Annotated in this window: 12 protein-coding genes, 6 tRNA genes and 1 pseudogene; 5 read left to right on the forward strand and 14 right to left on the reverse strand. The window is 41.0% G+C overall.

The genetic code is table 11. The features are described 5' to 3' along the window. The first annotated feature begins 86 nt into the window (after positions 1–86). Positions 87–2,549, forward strand: a complete 2,463-nt coding sequence (gene fadE, locus BG00_RS13405) for an acyl-CoA dehydrogenase FadE (protein WP_036983150.1) — start codon at positions 87–89, stop codon at positions 2,547–2,549. Here fadE and BG00_RS13410 read toward each other — a convergent pair whose 3' ends face one another. The 10 genes from BG00_RS13410 to dnaQ all read right to left on the reverse strand — a co-directional run bounded on the left by BG00_RS13410 (position 2,550) and on the right by dnaQ (position 7,570). Beyond that, positions 2,550–3,662, reverse strand: a complete 1,113-nt coding sequence (locus tag BG00_RS13410) for a DUF6136 family protein (protein ID WP_036983151.1) — start codon at positions 3,660–3,662, stop codon at positions 2,550–2,552. Next, on the reverse strand, positions 3,659–4,249 hold the full coding sequence (locus BG00_RS13415; RefSeq protein WP_036983152.1) for an ATP-binding cassette domain-containing protein: 591 nt from the start codon (positions 4,247–4,249) through the stop codon (positions 3,659–3,661). Before BG00_RS13415 ends, BG00_RS13410 begins: the two co-directional genes overlap by 4 nt. A 467-nt stretch (positions 4,250–4,716) precedes the next feature. Then, positions 4,717–4,793, reverse strand: a tRNA-Asp gene (locus tag BG00_RS13420). Positions 4,794–4,846: 53 nt separating this feature from the next. Next, positions 4,847–4,923, reverse strand: a tRNA-Asp gene (locus tag BG00_RS13425). A gap of 37 nt (positions 4,924–4,960) precedes the next feature. Beyond that, a tRNA-Asp gene (locus tag BG00_RS13430) sits at positions 4,961–5,037 on the reverse strand. Positions 5,038–5,075: 38 nt separating this feature from the next. Beyond that, positions 5,076–5,152: transfer RNA gene (locus BG00_RS13435), tRNA-Asp, on the reverse strand. 31 nt (positions 5,153–5,183) lie between these two features. After that, positions 5,184–5,260 (reverse strand) — tRNA-Asp (locus BG00_RS13440). Positions 5,261–5,301: 41 nt separating this feature from the next. Then, positions 5,302–5,378: transfer RNA gene (locus tag BG00_RS13445), tRNA-Asp, on the reverse strand. 98 nt (positions 5,379–5,476) lie between these two features. Next, complete coding sequence (locus BG00_RS13450) at positions 5,477–6,847, reverse strand: TIGR03503 family protein (protein ID WP_036983153.1); 1,371 nt, start codon at positions 6,845–6,847, stop codon at positions 5,477–5,479. 9 nt (positions 6,848–6,856) lie between these two features. Further along, positions 6,857–7,570: a DNA polymerase III subunit epsilon gene (dnaQ, locus tag BG00_RS13455; RefSeq protein ID WP_036983154.1), complete on the reverse strand. Its 714-nt coding sequence runs from the start codon at positions 7,568–7,570 to the stop codon at positions 6,857–6,859. A gap of 68 nt (positions 7,571–7,638) precedes the next feature. Here dnaQ and rnhA point away from each other — a divergent pair, with 68 nt between their 5' ends. Continuing rightward, positions 7,639–8,103, forward strand: coding sequence for a ribonuclease HI (rnhA, locus tag BG00_RS13460; protein WP_013464557.1), 465 nt, complete (start codon positions 7,639–7,641; stop codon positions 8,101–8,103). Between the two features lie 14 nt (positions 8,104–8,117). Here the strand turns inward: rnhA and BG00_RS13465 are convergent, their stop codons facing one another. Next, positions 8,118–8,879 carry a class I SAM-dependent methyltransferase gene (locus BG00_RS13465; protein WP_036983155.1) on the reverse strand — a complete coding sequence of 254 codons (762 nt, stop codon included), beginning with the start codon at positions 8,877–8,879 and terminating at the stop codon, positions 8,118–8,120. Between the two features lie 53 nt (positions 8,880–8,932). On the opposite strand from BG00_RS13465, the gene gloB reads away from it, so the two are divergent. Together gloB and BG00_RS13475 are read left to right on the forward strand one after the other, a co-directional pair. Continuing rightward, a complete protein-coding gene (gene gloB / locus BG00_RS13470) occupies positions 8,933–9,706 on the forward strand; it encodes a hydroxyacylglutathione hydrolase (protein ID WP_036983156.1) in 774 nt (257 codons plus the stop codon). Positions 9,707–9,893: 187 nt separating this feature from the next. Continuing rightward, complete coding sequence (locus BG00_RS13475) at positions 9,894–11,471, forward strand: lytic transglycosylase (protein ID WP_036983157.1); 1,578 nt, start codon at positions 9,894–9,896, stop codon at positions 11,469–11,471. A gap of 53 nt (positions 11,472–11,524) precedes the next feature. Here BG00_RS13475 and BG00_RS13480 read toward each other — a convergent pair. Then, positions 11,525–12,064 (reverse strand): annotated as a pseudogene (locus BG00_RS13480) (alpha-N-acetylgalactosaminidase); the annotation flags it as partial. A gap of 265 nt (positions 12,065–12,329) precedes the next feature. On the opposite strand from BG00_RS13480, the gene BG00_RS13485 reads away from it, so the two are divergent. Beyond that, positions 12,330–13,943 (forward strand): M28 family metallopeptidase, encoded by a 1,614-nt coding sequence (locus BG00_RS13485; protein WP_036983158.1) that lies wholly within the window; start codon positions 12,330–12,332, stop codon positions 13,941–13,943. 31 nt (positions 13,944–13,974) lie between these two features. Here BG00_RS13485 and BG00_RS13490 read toward each other — a convergent pair whose 3' ends face one another. Then, complete coding sequence (locus BG00_RS13490) at positions 13,975–14,922, reverse strand: EAL-associated domain-containing protein (RefSeq protein ID WP_036983159.1); 948 nt, start codon at positions 14,920–14,922, stop codon at positions 13,975–13,977. A 231-nt stretch (positions 14,923–15,153) separates the two neighbouring features. Beyond that, a complete protein-coding gene (locus BG00_RS13495; RefSeq protein WP_013464551.1) occupies positions 15,154–15,369 on the reverse strand; it encodes an EF-hand domain-containing protein in 216 nt (71 codons plus the stop codon). Positions 15,370–15,423 lie beyond the last annotated feature (54 nt).

Raw genomic sequence — 15,423 nt, forward strand, 5'->3', positions numbered from 1 at the left:
ACTTTAATCTAAGTAATGTACTTGAAACTTAGCGTTACTAGCGCTACTCTAAAGGAGGTGGTCTGACCTCTATTAAGGAATTAGCAATGACACTCATATTTACACTCGGTTTAATCGCACTGCTCAGCATTGCGCTTTACCACAGAGCGAGTTGGAACACAGCACTTGGTGTTTCTGCCGCAACATTATTAATTGGTACCTTTGCTGGTGCTTTTGGTTTAATTAGCTGGGTGATTTTTTTAATCATCGCAGTGCCTCTTTCTGTTACTGGCATTCGTCAGCAATATATTATCAAGCCTATTTTCAAGGTCTTCAAAAAAGTTACACCGAGCATGTCTGACACCGAAAAGTCAGCTATTGATGCCGGTACAACTTGGTGGGAAGCTGATTTATTTTGTGGTAACCCAGATTGGAAAAAGCTTCACCAGTATCCAGTTCCAAAACTTACTATTGAAGAGCAGGCATTTATCGACGGCCCTGTTGAAGTTGTATGTAGTATGCTGGACGATTGGGAAGCTACGCATGAGCTAACTGATTTACCTCAGGACGTATGGCAATATTTAAAAGATAATAAATTCTTTGCCATGATCATCAAAAAGGAATACGGCGGCTTAGAATTCTCTGCATTTGCACAATCGTGTGTACTGCAAAAACTAACCAGTAAATCAACATTGCTTTCGTCAATTGTTGGTGTACCTAACTCGTTAGGCCCAGGTGAGTTATTACAGCACTACGGTACTGAAGATCAAAAAAATCATTACTTACCGCGTTTAGCAAGCGGTCAAGAAATTCCATGTTTTGCTCTTACTTCGCCAGAGGCAGGTTCTGATGCAAGCTCAATTCCAGACTACGGTGTAGTATGTAAAGGGCAATGGAATGGCGAAGAAGTGGTGGGTGTAAGCCTTACATGGAACAAGCGTTACATTACCCTTGCTCCTGTGGCCACTGTACTTGGTCTTGCCTTTAAACTACAAGATCCAGATGGTTTACTAAGCGACAACAAAGAGCCGGGCATTACCTGTGCACTTATCCCAACAGATACCCCTGGGGTAGAAATTGGTCGTCGTCACTTCCCGCTTAATGTGCCGTTCCAAAATGGCCCTACTCGCGGTAAAGACATATTTGTACCCCTGGATTACATTATTGGTGGCCCAGAAATGGCTGGCCAAGGCTGGCGTATGCTGGTTGAATGTTTATCGGTGGGCCGTGCAATTACATTGCCGTCAAACTCTGCCGGTGGCATTAAAACAATTGCAACAGCAACAGGTGCATACAGCCGTATTCGTCGTCAGTTCCGCTTACCAATTGGTAAAATGGAAGGTGTTGAAGAGTCACTGGCTAAACTTGCAGGTTACGCTTACAGCTCTGATGCAGCAGTTAGCATGTCTACGGGGGCCGTAGATTTAGGTGAAAAACCATCGGTTGTTTCAGCTATTATTAAATATCACCTTACTGAGCAAATGCGCGAGTCGACCATTCATGCAATGGACGTGCTAGGCGGTAAAGGGATCATGCTTGGGCCAAATAACTATTTAGGTCGTGGCTATCAAGGTGCACCTATTGCCATTACCGTTGAAGGTGCAAACATCTTGACCCGTAATATGATTATTTATGGTCAAGGTGCTATTCGTTGTCATCCATTTGTACTTACCGAGCTAAGTGCGTGTGAAATTGAAGACCGCGAAGAAGCGCTTAACGTATTTGATAAAGCGCTAATGGGCCACATTGGCTTTACCATGTCTAACCTAGTGCGCACTAAGTGGCTTGCACTTACTGGCGCTCGCTTTACTAGCGTACCGTACAAAGACGAAACGGCAGAGTTTTACCGTATAGCGTCACGCTTTAGTGCATCACTTGCACTTATGTCTGATATTAGTATGGCAGTATTTGGTGGTTCACTTAAACGTAAAGAACGTATTTCAGCACGCTTAGGTGACTTATTAAGCTACCTTTACTTAGTGTCTGCAACGCTTAAACGTTATAACGACGAAGGCCGTAAAAAAGAAGATTTTGCACTGGTTCAGTGGAGCTGTCAGGATCACCTTTACCACTGTCAACGTGCGCTTGCTGATTTAATCAACAATATGCCATCTGCTCCACTTCGTGGCGTATTAAAAGTATTGTTATTCCCGTTTGGTCGCCCGGTTCGTAAACCTACCGACAAACTTGAGCATAAGCTAGCGCAATTACTGCAAGTGCCTAGCGAAACGCGTAATCGTTTAGCAAGCTATGTATACCTTACAAACGAGCCGCTTAACCTTGTAGGTCGTCAAGAGCAAACGCTTAAAGACGTACTAGAGGTAGAGCCTTTATTTGAACGCGTATGTAAAGAGAAAGGCGTTAAATTGCCATTCTTCCAACTTGATAAAGTGGCGCAAATGGGCTTAGAAGCCGGCATTTTAAGCCAAGCTGAAGCTGATAAGTTAGCAGCTGTTGAGCAAGCTCGCTTAGACGTTATTAACGTTGACGACTTTGACCCTGCCGATTTACTTGCCGGCAAAGCAGCGCGTAATAGCAAAGCTAAATCTAAAAAGGCAGATGCCGCTTAACTAATTTAGTAAAGCTAGCAGCAACCCTGTTGAAATTAGCCAAACCAGCGCATAATGCGCTGGTTTTTTTTGTGCAAGGTAAACCTGTAATACACACCACATATTTCCAATGACAAATAATACAATATGAGTGTAACCAAAAATAACGCTATAACTTATTGTGGATAATAAAAACAGCAATATGCTAGGTAAAAACTGGCTAATATAAAAGGCGCGTTCTTGCTCGCATGTTTTAAAAAATAATCGATACTGCTCATACACCCTACCGCAATCAAATTGCAATGAACTACTAAAGAGTACAATAAAAGCCATGGCTAATATCACAAGTATAGGTACTAAATCAGCACGTTCGTTTATTAACGCAGCTGATGCCATGAATACACATAAAAGTAACGACACGCGCCAAACAAGTGTCCAACAATGGTTTAATAAATAACAAAACCAAAAGCCCAATAATGAACTTACTGCAATACGCCTGTTAACATTAACCACGGGGACAAAAAGGCTCAGCGCAAACAATAAAGCAAAGCCCATATGATAAGTGAGCGGCTGCATATGAATAGGAACACACACTAATATCGTGCTAAATAAAAAACCATATATCAGTGCGCTGGGTTTGTATAAACACAAAACGCCCAAGCTAAACTGCAGCAACATAAATACAATAAAATGCGGTACTTTAACCCATTGTGACAGTGTTAAATCCAGCGCAATTAATACACTGGCTATTAGCCAACCATTACTTAAAGTTAATAGTTTAATATCGACTAAATATAACCAAACTGATCGTGCAATAGTTTGCTGAAATAACCGCTGCTTACTATTTTTAATTGCTGACTTCATTGCGCTGAGCATCACACTTTGTAGTAACAAATAAAATAAAGCCATTTGTGCACCGTATTGGGGTGCTGCGCTGCTGTCTATAATTTTTCCAAGGCCTAAAAAAAGTAGTAATATCAAACCCAACACTGACGAGCCTAACACCACTAAAAATAACAACCCAAAGCTTTTTAGTTGTAACAATAATTGCGTGAGTTCAGTTTTGTAAGCCTGATAACGATAATCCATAAAAGAGCGATATTGCCCGATTGATTGTTTTAAATTTGCAATCATAACGGTATACACTCAAAGCCACGCTCAATAAATGGCGCTGGTTCATGGCAGGTGATGACTATTTGCCCATTGGGCTTATCTATTAGATATTCATCAAGCAGTACTAATAAATACTGAATACTGGCTTGATCAAGTGCTGCGCTGGGTTCGTCTAGAAGTAAATAAGGTGCATCACGCATAAGCGCTAAAATTAACTGGCATTTCTTTTGATTACCTGACGACAGCGCATCAAAACGAGTATTTAAAAATTCATTGAAATTAAACCCATCTATTATTGTCGTTGGCCAATCACAACCCAGCGTATTCACGGACAAGTTAATAATTTGCTTTGCCGTAAGAAAGTCAGGTAAAGCAATACAGTCTGAGGCTATAGCAACTTGTTTATGCGGTTCGGTTAATGCTTTTTTAGAAAATAAAATCTGCCCACTTTGGCGCGTTTCGAGCTCTGCCAACATCATCAACAACGTTGTTTTACCTTGGCCATTAGGTGCATCAATACACACTTTTTGGCTGCTAAACACCTTATTGTAATCATTGTAAACAACGTTGGCAGCAAACTGCTTATTTAAGCCCTTCACTTCAATCATAAAATATCCCTATAAGTAAGCGTGATATTATAAATAAACTTTTATGAGAAACAAAACCCATCACCACAGCTTTAAAACAACACTAATGGGAAAGTAACGTCGCTTTCTAATAGCGACAAATCTTTTAGCAAAGTGAAACAGTATCAGAAGCTCTGAAAAAGCTTGTGGCATCAACAGCGTTCCTCTCTAACACTTCACTATAAAGATAAGCTTTTTACATCTGCGGCGCTATGACTTAGCCTCAAGCCATATAAACGACTTTAAAGGACAATTTGAATTTTGATAACACGTATAGCTATGAACTAAACTAAAAATTAAGCTATGTGTTTTTAATTCAAATCTACTACGGTTTACGTATAAATTATGACTGATAGCTGATAGCTGATAGCTGATAGCTGATAGAAAAATATATTAGCTGTTATTAATTAGGAAAATATTTTTTAACTTGTTATTGAGGAAATAACAAGTGGCGGAGTGGACGGGACTCGAACCCGCGACCCCCGGCGTGACAGGCCGGTATTCTAACCAACTGAACTACCACTCCGCAGTGGTATGTGCATGGGGTAATGCACTTACTAATTTTGTTACGATATCAAATGGCGGAGTGGACGGGACTCGAACCCGCGACCCCCGGCGTGACAGGCCGGTATTCTAACCAACTGAACTACCACTCCGCAGAGATATCTTTTTACTTGTCATTACTTAATTTATTGGCGGAGTGGACGGGACTCGAACCCGCGACCCCCGGCGTGACAGGCCGGTATTCTAACCAACTGAACTACCACTCCAGCATACAAATTTTGTAATATAACAATGTTTAAATAGTTGGCGGAGTGGACGGGACTCGAACCCGCGACCCCCGGCGTGACAGGCCGGTATTCTAACCAACTGAACTACCACTCCAGCGCGTATTTAAACTGTTATTTTTTCTTATTGGCGGAGTGGACGGGACTCGAACCCGCGACCCCCGGCGTGACAGGCCGGTATTCTAACCAACTGAACTACCACTCCATAATAAGAATATGTTTTACAACCATATGTTGTGTAAGTGTTGGCGGAGTGGACGGGACTCGAACCCGCGACCCCCGGCGTGACAGGCCGGTATTCTAACCAACTGAACTACCACTCCGCATTTTCGTTGCTGTCTGAGTCTCCCCTAACAGCGGCGTGAATAATACGAACCAGCCCCTACTTCGTCAAGGGCTTTTTTGTTTTTTTACAGGTTTTTTAGTCATCTGACATCGAAAGGTTTAAAATTTCACCTGTTTTGTCATTTTTTGAGCCATTTTTTGCATCAGTTGTTTTTTGCTGATCTGATTTTTTTGCCTCGGTTGCTTTCTTTTTCTTTAAAAAAGCAAAATTCAATTTAAGTTTTATTGGTTTATTCTGCACAAAAACACGAATACATAACCAACCAATAAATAATATGACCAAATTCCCACCAATAATTAAACTAGCTATTAATCCCGTGGCCATTACTTTTGGTTTTATAACAGGCTCTGGAATATTTTCTTCCTTAATGATGCTCGCTTTTGGAATTTCTGGGATAACTTCTATCGGTCTTTCTATTTCAAATAAATAGGTTGGCAACGTAGCCATAAACTCTCTGTCATTTACTGTTGAGCCAAACACAGAAATTTCAATGTTGTAACGTCCCCATCCGTAATCTTGTAAAGCCAGTTCTCTTACTGCGGTGTTATTAGTGTCTAAGTAAAATACTTGCTCTTCATTATTAGGATAATAAATTTTCCCTTGCATGATCACGGTTTCAGGCTTTAATAACTTTTCATCAATATTTATAGTAATACGGTGATCGTCCCCCTCATCGGTTGCTTCAACTGAGGTAAAACTAAAAGGCGGCTCATGCACAACAATAGGATCTTGAACCACCCGCCTCTCTAATACATCAGTGGTAATATAAAGCTCAGGGCGCCACTCGCCAGGTGTGAAATTTAAGGTAAACTCACCCGTAAACACACCGTCTTTTGCACTTTCATCAAATCCGTAGCCATCGTCTTTAAATTCAGTAACTTGCTGTATGCCTGCTCCAAAATTTTCAAAATTTTCATTATTAGTACTCACAAAACTCACATTGAGCGATACCGCATCTTTGAAAAGATTAGCGCGAATGGGCTCGCCATCATTTAAAATCTCACCAGTTACCTTTACAGTTTCACCCTGAAAAAGAATCTTAGGGAGTGGATCAACCTTAAGAAATAGCTCACCAATTACAACAATACGGCTCTGTGGCATTATTTGGCCAATAACTTGCCATGGCCCAGGCATAGGGTTGCGAATAACCACTAGATCGTAATTTAATTCGTCGTACCAATCTAGGCTGGTGTTTCCTACCGCATTGGTTGCAAAGTATTTAGTACCATCGGGTCTAACTAAAATAACGGCAGGCGACCCAGGACGTCTAAAAAATATTAATTTTATTTCATCAATTTTGTCATCTATACGAAAACGGTTATCCAGTAACGGTATTTCATTTTGTTTACCGCTGCCTTTTAACTCTTCAACTTGTTTAACGCTGTGTGCATCGGGAATGAAGCACGCGGCGATTAAACACAGTGAAACTACTAATAGCGTTTTCATAATAGTGCCTTATTCAGCGCGCCATAAACAATGGCCGCCCTCCTTTTGTACAATGTCTAAACGTGATTGATGTGCGCTTTGCTCTGCTTCGCTTGCTGCTACAACAACCAATGGGGCTCTATCGCTGTTTAAGCGCCTAATGCCGCCCTTTTGATCTTCACTTGAGTCATCTTTATTTTGATTTAGATTTAGCTTTACTTGTCCCCCGGTCATTGCCAGGTAAACATCGGCTAAAATCTCAGAATCCAGTAAGGCGCCGTGTAACGTCCGCTTAGTGTTATCAACATCGTAGCGACGGCAAAGCGCATCCAGGTTGTTCTTTTGTCCTGGATGCAAGTCACGCGCCATTTTAAGGGTATCAAGTACCCCACAAAAACTATGGGTGTTTTGATAACCTTGATTTAATAACGCAAATTCATTATCCATATGGCCAATATCGAACGGCGCGTTATGAATAACGAGTTCTGCGCCTTTAATATAGTCAAAAAACTCTTGGGCAATATCTCGAAAAAGCGGTTTGTCACGTAAAAATTCGTTGGTAATACCGTGAACATCGATTGCTTCTTCTTCAATGCTGCGTTGTGGATTTATGTAAACGTGAAAATTATTGCCGGTTAACCGACGATTCATTAGCTCCACACAGCCTATCTCAATAATACGATGCCCTTGTTTAGGGTCGATGCCGGTGGTTTCTGTATCTAAAACTATTTGTCTGCGTGCCATATCGAATTAAGCCTGACTCTGGTATCTTTCTATAATCACTTTATTGTACATAATATCAAGGTAAAACAGTGCAAAAAACCGTAGAGATTTACACCGATGGTTCGTGTTTAGGTAATCCAGGCCCCGGTGGTTATGGTATTTTTATGATTTATGAAGCCCATGAAAAAAAATTAAGTCAAGGTTACAAACTCACAACAAACAACCGCATGGAAATGCTAGCTGCCATTGTTGCGCTAGAATCACTTAATCGTTCATGCCCTGTTACCCTGACTACCGATAGCCAATACGTAAAACAAGGCATTGAGTCGTGGATCACCAATTGGAAAAAACGCGGTTGGCAAACCTCTGCTAAAAAGCCGGTTAAAAATGTCGATTTATGGAAACGTCTCGATAAAGCCTGCGCCGAGCACGATGTTACTTGGAAATGGGTAAAAGGTCACAGTGGCCATAAATATAATGAAATTGTTGACGACCTTGCCCGTGATGCGGCCAGCGGCAACAACTTAATTGATGATGAAGGTTACCAACCGTAACCCTCAATATCGCTCTATTTTTTATTTTGCTGATAATGTTGCTTTGAGGTCTGCCTAAGCCCTACCCCTTTTATTGGCGCAAATTGTGGCCGTGCATGCCACTTAGGTTTTATTGGCGTAAGTGGCGCAACACGCTTTCGTGCCACCAGCAAATATACACTGCCCATAGGTTTTAAATATTGCTTGGTAAAGCTGCGCCAAAACGCAAACCGCGACAACCGGTTACCGCGTGCCAACGATGAATAAATAAATCGCTCATCGGCCACAATTTCAAATCCGAGTAAATTAAGCCAGTCTTTAACGCGTGCAGGGGTAAAAAAGCGCCCTGTCCACGGTAGTTTTTGACCACTAAATGGCAGTAACTGCGCCAAGCCACAAAAGCTAAACGGATTAAACCCCGTAATGGCGATATAACCGCCGGGAATAAGCGTACGATGAGCCTCACGTAATATATGATGCGGATCTGAGTGATACTCTAAACAATGGCTCATAATGCACGCATCTATACTGTGCTCATAAAAAGGCAGTTCGTCTATGTCAGCCACCACTCCGGTATAAGGGCCTGGCTCTGCAACGCATACTTGATGCTTAATGGAACTTTTGCTGGTATCTAACTCGCCACTTAAATTACCCAATTTAAGCATATGATAGCCAAACATACGCGGTAGCCACGGCGACAATTTGCGTTCTATATCACAACGTAAATGATCACCATGCGGAAACTGCTGCCATGACAACGGTTTGGGTCCTTCTTGAAAACTAAGGGCTGGTTTCATTATATAAGCTCGTTATAATATTAATTAAATACCACTTTATAGAGCAACGATACATGGTGCAAGTCAAAGCAATTAAAGCCTTTTCTGATAACTACATTTGGTGCTTAACCACCGAGCATAATAACCAAGCGTGGGTGGTTGACCCTGGCCAATCTGCGCCGGTCACTGAGCATTTAGCACAGTATAATTTAACCCTAGGCGGTATTTTAATAACGCATCATCATTATGATCACACTGATGGCGTTGCCCAATTAGTAAAACAGTATCCAAACGTTGAGGTTTACGGCCCAAGTAACAGTCCATTTAAAGGAATTACACGCCCTTTAAATGAAGACCAAACGATTACCGTTTTAGGCACCTCATTTAATATTATCACCACGCCTGGCCACACACTCGATCATATTTGTTATGTTAATGATGCACTTGCCTTTACTGGCGACACATTATTTAGCGGTGGTTGTGGGCGCTTATTTGAAGGCACTCCAGAACAAATGTGGCATTCATTTAATAAACTTAGTGCACTACCGAGTGATTGCAAAGTGTATTGCACTCATGAATACACCCAGGCGAATTTGGCGTTTGCAAAAGCGGTTGAGCCACGAAACCCCGAGTTACTCGCTTACAGCCAGCAAGTGGATGAATTGCGTAATAAAGATGAAATAACGTTGCCAAGTACCATAGGCCATGAGCTGAAAATTAATCCTTTTATGCGTAGCAATTTGCCAAACATTACAGAATTAATACCAAAAAAATATTGTTTAGTTACAAAAAGCAATGAACCTTGGGAAAACTTTGCTAGTCTGAGAAAATTCAAAGATCATTTTTAATTAGGGCCTGTTGCTCTGTTAAGGTTAAATGTGTCTTAATAACAAGAATAAAAAACGATTAGTTAACAAACAACAAGTTAACATTTTCTAATCATATTTGTTTGGAACTTTTAACGGTCATAAGTGGCAATGTTGACTCATTATGGGTAGTATTCGCCGAGTTTTTTTACCCTATGTATTGGTATTTATGAATAAATCTCCTCTTTTATTGGTCTTAGCGATGGCGCTAAGCGGCTGTCAAACTCTGACAACGTTAAACACAGATTCACAAAATCAGGCACAAGACCAACTTGAAGGCGCAAGTCCAAACGATATTAACACGGCGCTGATGATGAACGCGCAATATCAACAAGTGAACGATATCGAAGAGGAAGCCCCTGTGTTTGACGATGTTTGGGAGCGTATTCGTTACCAATTATCTATCGATATTCCCCAAAATCGCCCAGTGGTTGCTGAACGTAACTATTATGCGCGCCATCAAGCATACTTAGATCGTATCTCTAAACGTGCTGAGCCGTATTTGCACTTTATTGTTGAAGAAATTGAAAAACGTGAAATGCCAATCGAAATTGCACTTTTACCTATAGTAGAAAGTGCTTTTGACCCTTATGGCTACTCGCATCGCACCGCATCGGGTATTTGGCAATTTATGCCAGCAACCGGCGAGCGTTTTGATTTAAAACAAAACTGGTGGTATGACGGGCGTCGCGACATTGTGCAATCAACTCGCGCAGCGCTTGATTATCTCTCATACTTACACAAAACCCTTGAGGGTGACTGGCTGAACGCAATTGCAGCTTATAACTCAGGTGAAGGCCGCTTACTGCGTGCGATTAAAAAGAATCGTAAAAAGCATTTACCTACCGATTTTTGGTCACTTGATTTACCTCGTGAAACCACTGCCTACGTGCCTAAATTATTAGCATTAGCCGATTTATTAAAGCGCGCTGATGATTTTAATGTGTCATGGAAGCCTATTATTAACGCGCAAGTGGTTGAAGTGGTCAATATTGAGTCACAAATTGATTTAGCGCTGGCAGCCGACATGGCTGACATGACCCTCACCGAGCTATACAGACTAAACCCTGGATTTAACCGCTGGGCAACAGACCCTGATGGTCCACACTTTTTATTAATACCCACCGATAAAGTAGAGCAATTTACAGAAAAATTGGCTGCAACTGACATTAAAAGTCGTCTTCGCTGGCAACAATACAAAATTAAAAAAGGTGATAGCCTGTCGGTAATTGCCAGTAAATTTGCCACTAGCACCAATGCAATAAAGTCATTAAATAAGCTTAATTCAAACGTCATTCGTGTTGGCCAACAAATTTTAGTGCCGCTAACAGATGGTAAAATTAACAGTGAACATTTACCTCAGCAAGTACGCGCGGCCGCTAATAAAAGTTTGCGTACTAAGCTATCACACACGGTAAAAAGTGGCGACACATTGTGGGACATAAGCCGCGAATACGATGTCACTATGGGTGAATTAGCTAAGTGGAATAAGCTGAAGAAAAATGCAGTGCTGCGTTTAAATCAAAAATTGGTTGTTTATAAATCAGCAAATCAGCCTAAAGAGGCAGCTAATAACACCAACCGCACTATTACTTATAAAGTGCGTCGGGGTGATTCATTAGCGCGAATAGCCTCTAAGTTTAATTTAACCGTGAGCGAGATAATTAAATGGAATGACTTGGCTGGGCAAAAATACTTACAGCCAGGTCAAAAGCTTAAACTCAAGGTTAATGTGAGAAGTAGCTAATAAACATAACCAATAAATAAAAAAAGAGCGCATGCGCTCTTTTTTTATTTGGCTTAGCTTACAATGCCCATAGGCTGTGCGGTTTGCCATGCCCCGCGAATAAAATCGGGAATATCTATTGAGCGGCTACGCTCACTCACAGACTGGGCTGATAACGGCGAAATAACCGACCATGCCGCCCCGTCATAAACGTCTTGATCTAGCGGTTCGCCATTTTTTAAGCAGTAAATCATCCGTCAAAACATTAAAAAGTCCATGCCACCGTGGCCACCATTGCGCTGCGCCTCTTCACTCATTTTTGTCCATAAGGGATGGTCGTACTGCTCATACCATGCGCTCATATCATAATCCCACTCATGAAAACTTTTTGAGCCACCAGTTTCAAGGGCAATACGATTAGGGAAACCTGCAAACACGCCATTCGTGCCTTGTATTAAGTTATGTCGTGAGTACGGCCGAGGGGTTGTCGTATCGTGCTACACCATAATACTGCGCCCTTTGAGAGTTTTAATCAGCGTCGTGTTCATGTCACCGGCAATATAATTGAGCTGGTTACGGGGGTGTTCGGCAGCTAACTCACGTTGCGCATAGGCGCGCTAGTATGAACACTGCCACTAGATGCACAGCTACTAACCACACCAGCAGCGGCAGCTACACTGACTGCCTTTAAAAATCCCGACGAGTAAATTGCTTCATTACTTATCCCTTTTGTTATTATTTTTAACTTGCTTAATGGCGGTTAATGGGTAAAGGGCCAAAGAGGTAAGCTGAATAAAAATAGGTTTAAAAGGGATAAAAATTCGCATTGTGTTACTGTTTGGGGTTATAGTCGAAAAAAATATTATTTCCTAACTTATTATGTCTTATATAAAAACCATCACATTTTTTTTAGTTATTGTACTAACGGGTTGCTCAGAGTCTGCAACCCCCACTTCCTCGCTCGAAAACAGTCCGGGCGTTAGTTTAAATAATATAAAACAGCATATTAAAACCCTTGCCTCTGATGACTTTGAAGGTCGCGGTCCATTAACATTGGGTGAAGTAAAAACCGTTGGCTATTTGAGTGAACAATACAAAGCCATAGGGTTAACTGGTGCCTATAACGGTGATTTTTTACATCCGGTTAAAATGGCCATGATCACCGCAGATCAAAACATGCAATTGACCATGGGTGATTTAAGCTTTAAAGCGGGTAAAGACTTTACTGCTCGTACTAAACAATTGCAGCCTGTTATTGATGTTCGCAATTCTGATGTGGTCTTTGTCGGTTATGGTATAAATGCCCCTGAATATAACTGGAACGACTACGCCAATATTGATGTAACCGGTAAAACCGTTATTGTGCTGGTAAACGATCCGGGCTTTGCCACTCAAGACGATACGTTATTTACTGGTAATGCCATGACTTATTATGGTCGTTGGACTTATAAATATGAAGAAGCCGCGCGCCAAGGCGCTAAAGCGGTATTTATTGTTCACGAAACAGCTCCTGCCGCATACCCTTGGGGGGTAGTTGAAAGCTCAAATACCGGCACTAAATACAGTCTAATAGATAACAACCTCAATGCATCTGAATTGCCCGTTATGGGCTGGCTAACACTCGATGCCACCGAGCAAATATTTGCATCAGCACACTTAAACTACCAACAATTAAAACAACAAGCACTCGGTGAGCAATTTCAAGCTAAAGCGTTGAATTTAAAAGCGACCCTTGCATTTAAAAACGAAGTGTCACATGCAAAATCACATAATGTGGTCGCAAAAATCACAGGCAGTGAAAGCCCAGATGAATACATCGTTATTAGTGCCCATTGGGATCACTTTGGCACTAAACAAACCGACAGCGGTCCTAAAATTTATAATGGCGCCGTTGATAACGCATCAGGCACCGCCGCCACCCTTGAGATTGCTCGTATAATGCAAAAAATGCATCAGCAAACACCGTTTAAACGCTCGATTATTTTTGCCAACTTCACCGCTGAAGAAACCGGTTTAATTGGTTCAGCCCAGTTTGCCTCTGGTGACGTGATCCCAACAAAGAATATGGTTGCCCTACTAAATATTGATGGGATGAACGTACTCGATAGCACCGACTATATTTTACAGTACGGTAAAGACCTCTCGACTATGGAGCACTATTTAGCTAAAGCCGCAAACGCGCAAGGACGTCAAGTTAAACTGGATCCTCGTGCGCAAAATGGCTTATTTTTTAGATCGGATCATTTTTCACTCGCCAAACAAGGTGTGCCAAGCTTACTGTTTATGAGCTTAGGTGATACCGATCCTGACTACATCACTCATAAATACCATAAAGAAGCTGACGATTACTCAGCTGATTGGTCATTAGGTGGGGTAAAACAAGATGTAGAACTGATTGTTGATATAGCCTCACAACTGGCGAATAACGGTGATTGGCCAAAATGGACAAGCGAGTCTGACTTTAAAGCTAAACGCACCGCTGACAAACAATAAATACAATTAAACATCACTACTTAAAATCCTCCTACTCGGAGGATTTTAGTTTTACCCGTGCCTGTGTAAGCAATGTTTCAGCTTTTGCCCCTAAATACACATATATCGCTAAAGCAATTAAAAGTCCCACCACTGCAAGCATCATCGCTATAGCTGGCATTAAATACTCTGATTGCCCTAATGCGGCTTTAAACATAGTGAGTAGTGCTTCAATTGATATAGCAATTAACACGGTAGAGATAAACCGGGTAATGGTTCGTCGTGTTGATGAGTGTCTAAAAATATCTTTATGCATGAGGATTTCTTCCTCAAGAATTGTTTTGCCAAGATCAAAAACAGCCAATGCTAACGTGATATAAATAATGATGCTAAAGGGTTCTAGGGGATCGGACGAACTATTTACGTGAGTTATTAATTCATAGATGTCGATAAATACGATGTTGAGTAAAAAAAGCACCAAACTAAATAAGCACGCCACAATAATCCCATAACCTGCTTTAAAATAAGGTGACATAGTCGCACGAGCGGTATCACCCATCACAAACTCAATAAGCTGCGTTAAACTTACATCAACAACTAAATAATGTTGATTATTGATAGGTTTGTTTAATTCTTTAATCGCAGATATACATAAATGGTTGGTCGCAATAGAAATATAAGGCGCAGTAAAACAAATAGCATTACAGGCTTTTACATTTAAAAAATAAGGCCGCTCACTTAAATCCTGATTATTGCCTCTCTGTGCCAATTTTTTATTGTAGGCACGTTTAAAGCAAACGTTATTGCCCTGTTGTGAGCCCTTCTCGTCTAAACAGTATTGTAATTCTAAAAAAGGATAATGCTTTGTTAAATAACGCATATCACGATTATTAGCGATGCCGTCATCTATACTCATTAAAATTGATTCTAATAAGCTATGTATTAGCTGCTCATATTCGTTATAGCGCTCAACACTACTTATATAACTCATTCTCGCCATAATTAGGCTCCTTAAATACCCTAATCAACAGCTAAGCAAGTTTAAAACCAAAAATTAAAGAACTTAAAAATCAACAGCTTAATTTAAATTCATTGACGCCATTGCACTATTTTAGTGACAACTGCACACACTATTTCCCGCCACGCACAAAAAAGCAGCTGAGTATTTACGACTTAGCTGCTTTTTATGTCTCGTTTACAAATTACATAAACGCTTTCATCCGTAATATAACTACTGAATTTTTGCGAACTCTTCTTTTGAAAGCTCACCGTTGCTATCAACATCTAAATCATCAAATAATTGAGCTAGTTGTGAGTTAGCTTGTGCTTCAGACTGGCTAATAACGCCGTCGCCATCAGTATCGAAAGAATCAAAGTCAACCGCAGCAAAAGCCGCTGAAGATGAAGCAAGTGCAATTAAAGCGAGTGTTTTAGTAAATGTTTTCATAATTAATCCTTAGGCTAAATGCCTTAATTAAAATGGTAAGAAGTCCTTTTCAAA

Origin of the sequence: Pseudoalteromonas sp. SCSIO_11900 (genome assembly GCF_000576475.1) — a bacterium.
In the GTDB taxonomy this organism is placed as follows: Bacteria; Pseudomonadota; Gammaproteobacteria; order Enterobacterales; family Alteromonadaceae; genus Pseudoalteromonas; species Pseudoalteromonas tetraodonis.

Coding starts and splice junctions, on each gene's coding strand:
- fadE (WP_036983150.1), top strand. CDS start 87: ATGACACTCATATTTACACTCGGTTTAATCGCACTGCTCAGCATTGCG.
- BG00_RS13410 (WP_036983151.1), bottom strand. CDS start 3,662: ATGATTGCAAATTTAAAACAATCAATCGGGCAATATCGCTCTTTTATG.
- BG00_RS13415 (WP_036983152.1), bottom strand. CDS start 4,249: ATGATTGAAGTGAAGGGCTTAAATAAGCAGTTTGCTGCCAACGTTGTT.
- BG00_RS13450 (WP_036983153.1), bottom strand. CDS start 6,847: ATGAAAACGCTATTAGTAGTTTCACTGTGTTTAATCGCCGCGTGCTTC.
- dnaQ (WP_036983154.1), bottom strand. CDS start 7,570: ATGGCACGCAGACAAATAGTTTTAGATACAGAAACCACCGGCATCGAC.
- BG00_RS13465 (WP_036983155.1), bottom strand. CDS start 8,879: ATGAAACCAGCCCTTAGTTTTCAAGAAGGACCCAAACCGTTGTCATGG.
- gloB (WP_036983156.1), top strand. CDS start 8,933: ATGGTGCAAGTCAAAGCAATTAAAGCCTTTTCTGATAACTACATTTGG.
- BG00_RS13475 (WP_036983157.1), top strand. CDS start 9,894: ATGAATAAATCTCCTCTTTTATTGGTCTTAGCGATGGCGCTAAGCGGC.
- BG00_RS13485 (WP_036983158.1), top strand. CDS start 12,330: ATGTCTTATATAAAAACCATCACATTTTTTTTAGTTATTGTACTAACG.
- BG00_RS13490 (WP_036983159.1), bottom strand. CDS start 14,922: ATGGCGAGAATGAGTTATATAAGTAGTGTTGAGCGCTATAACGAATAT.
- BG00_RS13495 (WP_013464551.1), bottom strand. CDS start 15,369: ATGAAAACATTTACTAAAACACTCGCTTTAATTGCACTTGCTTCATCT.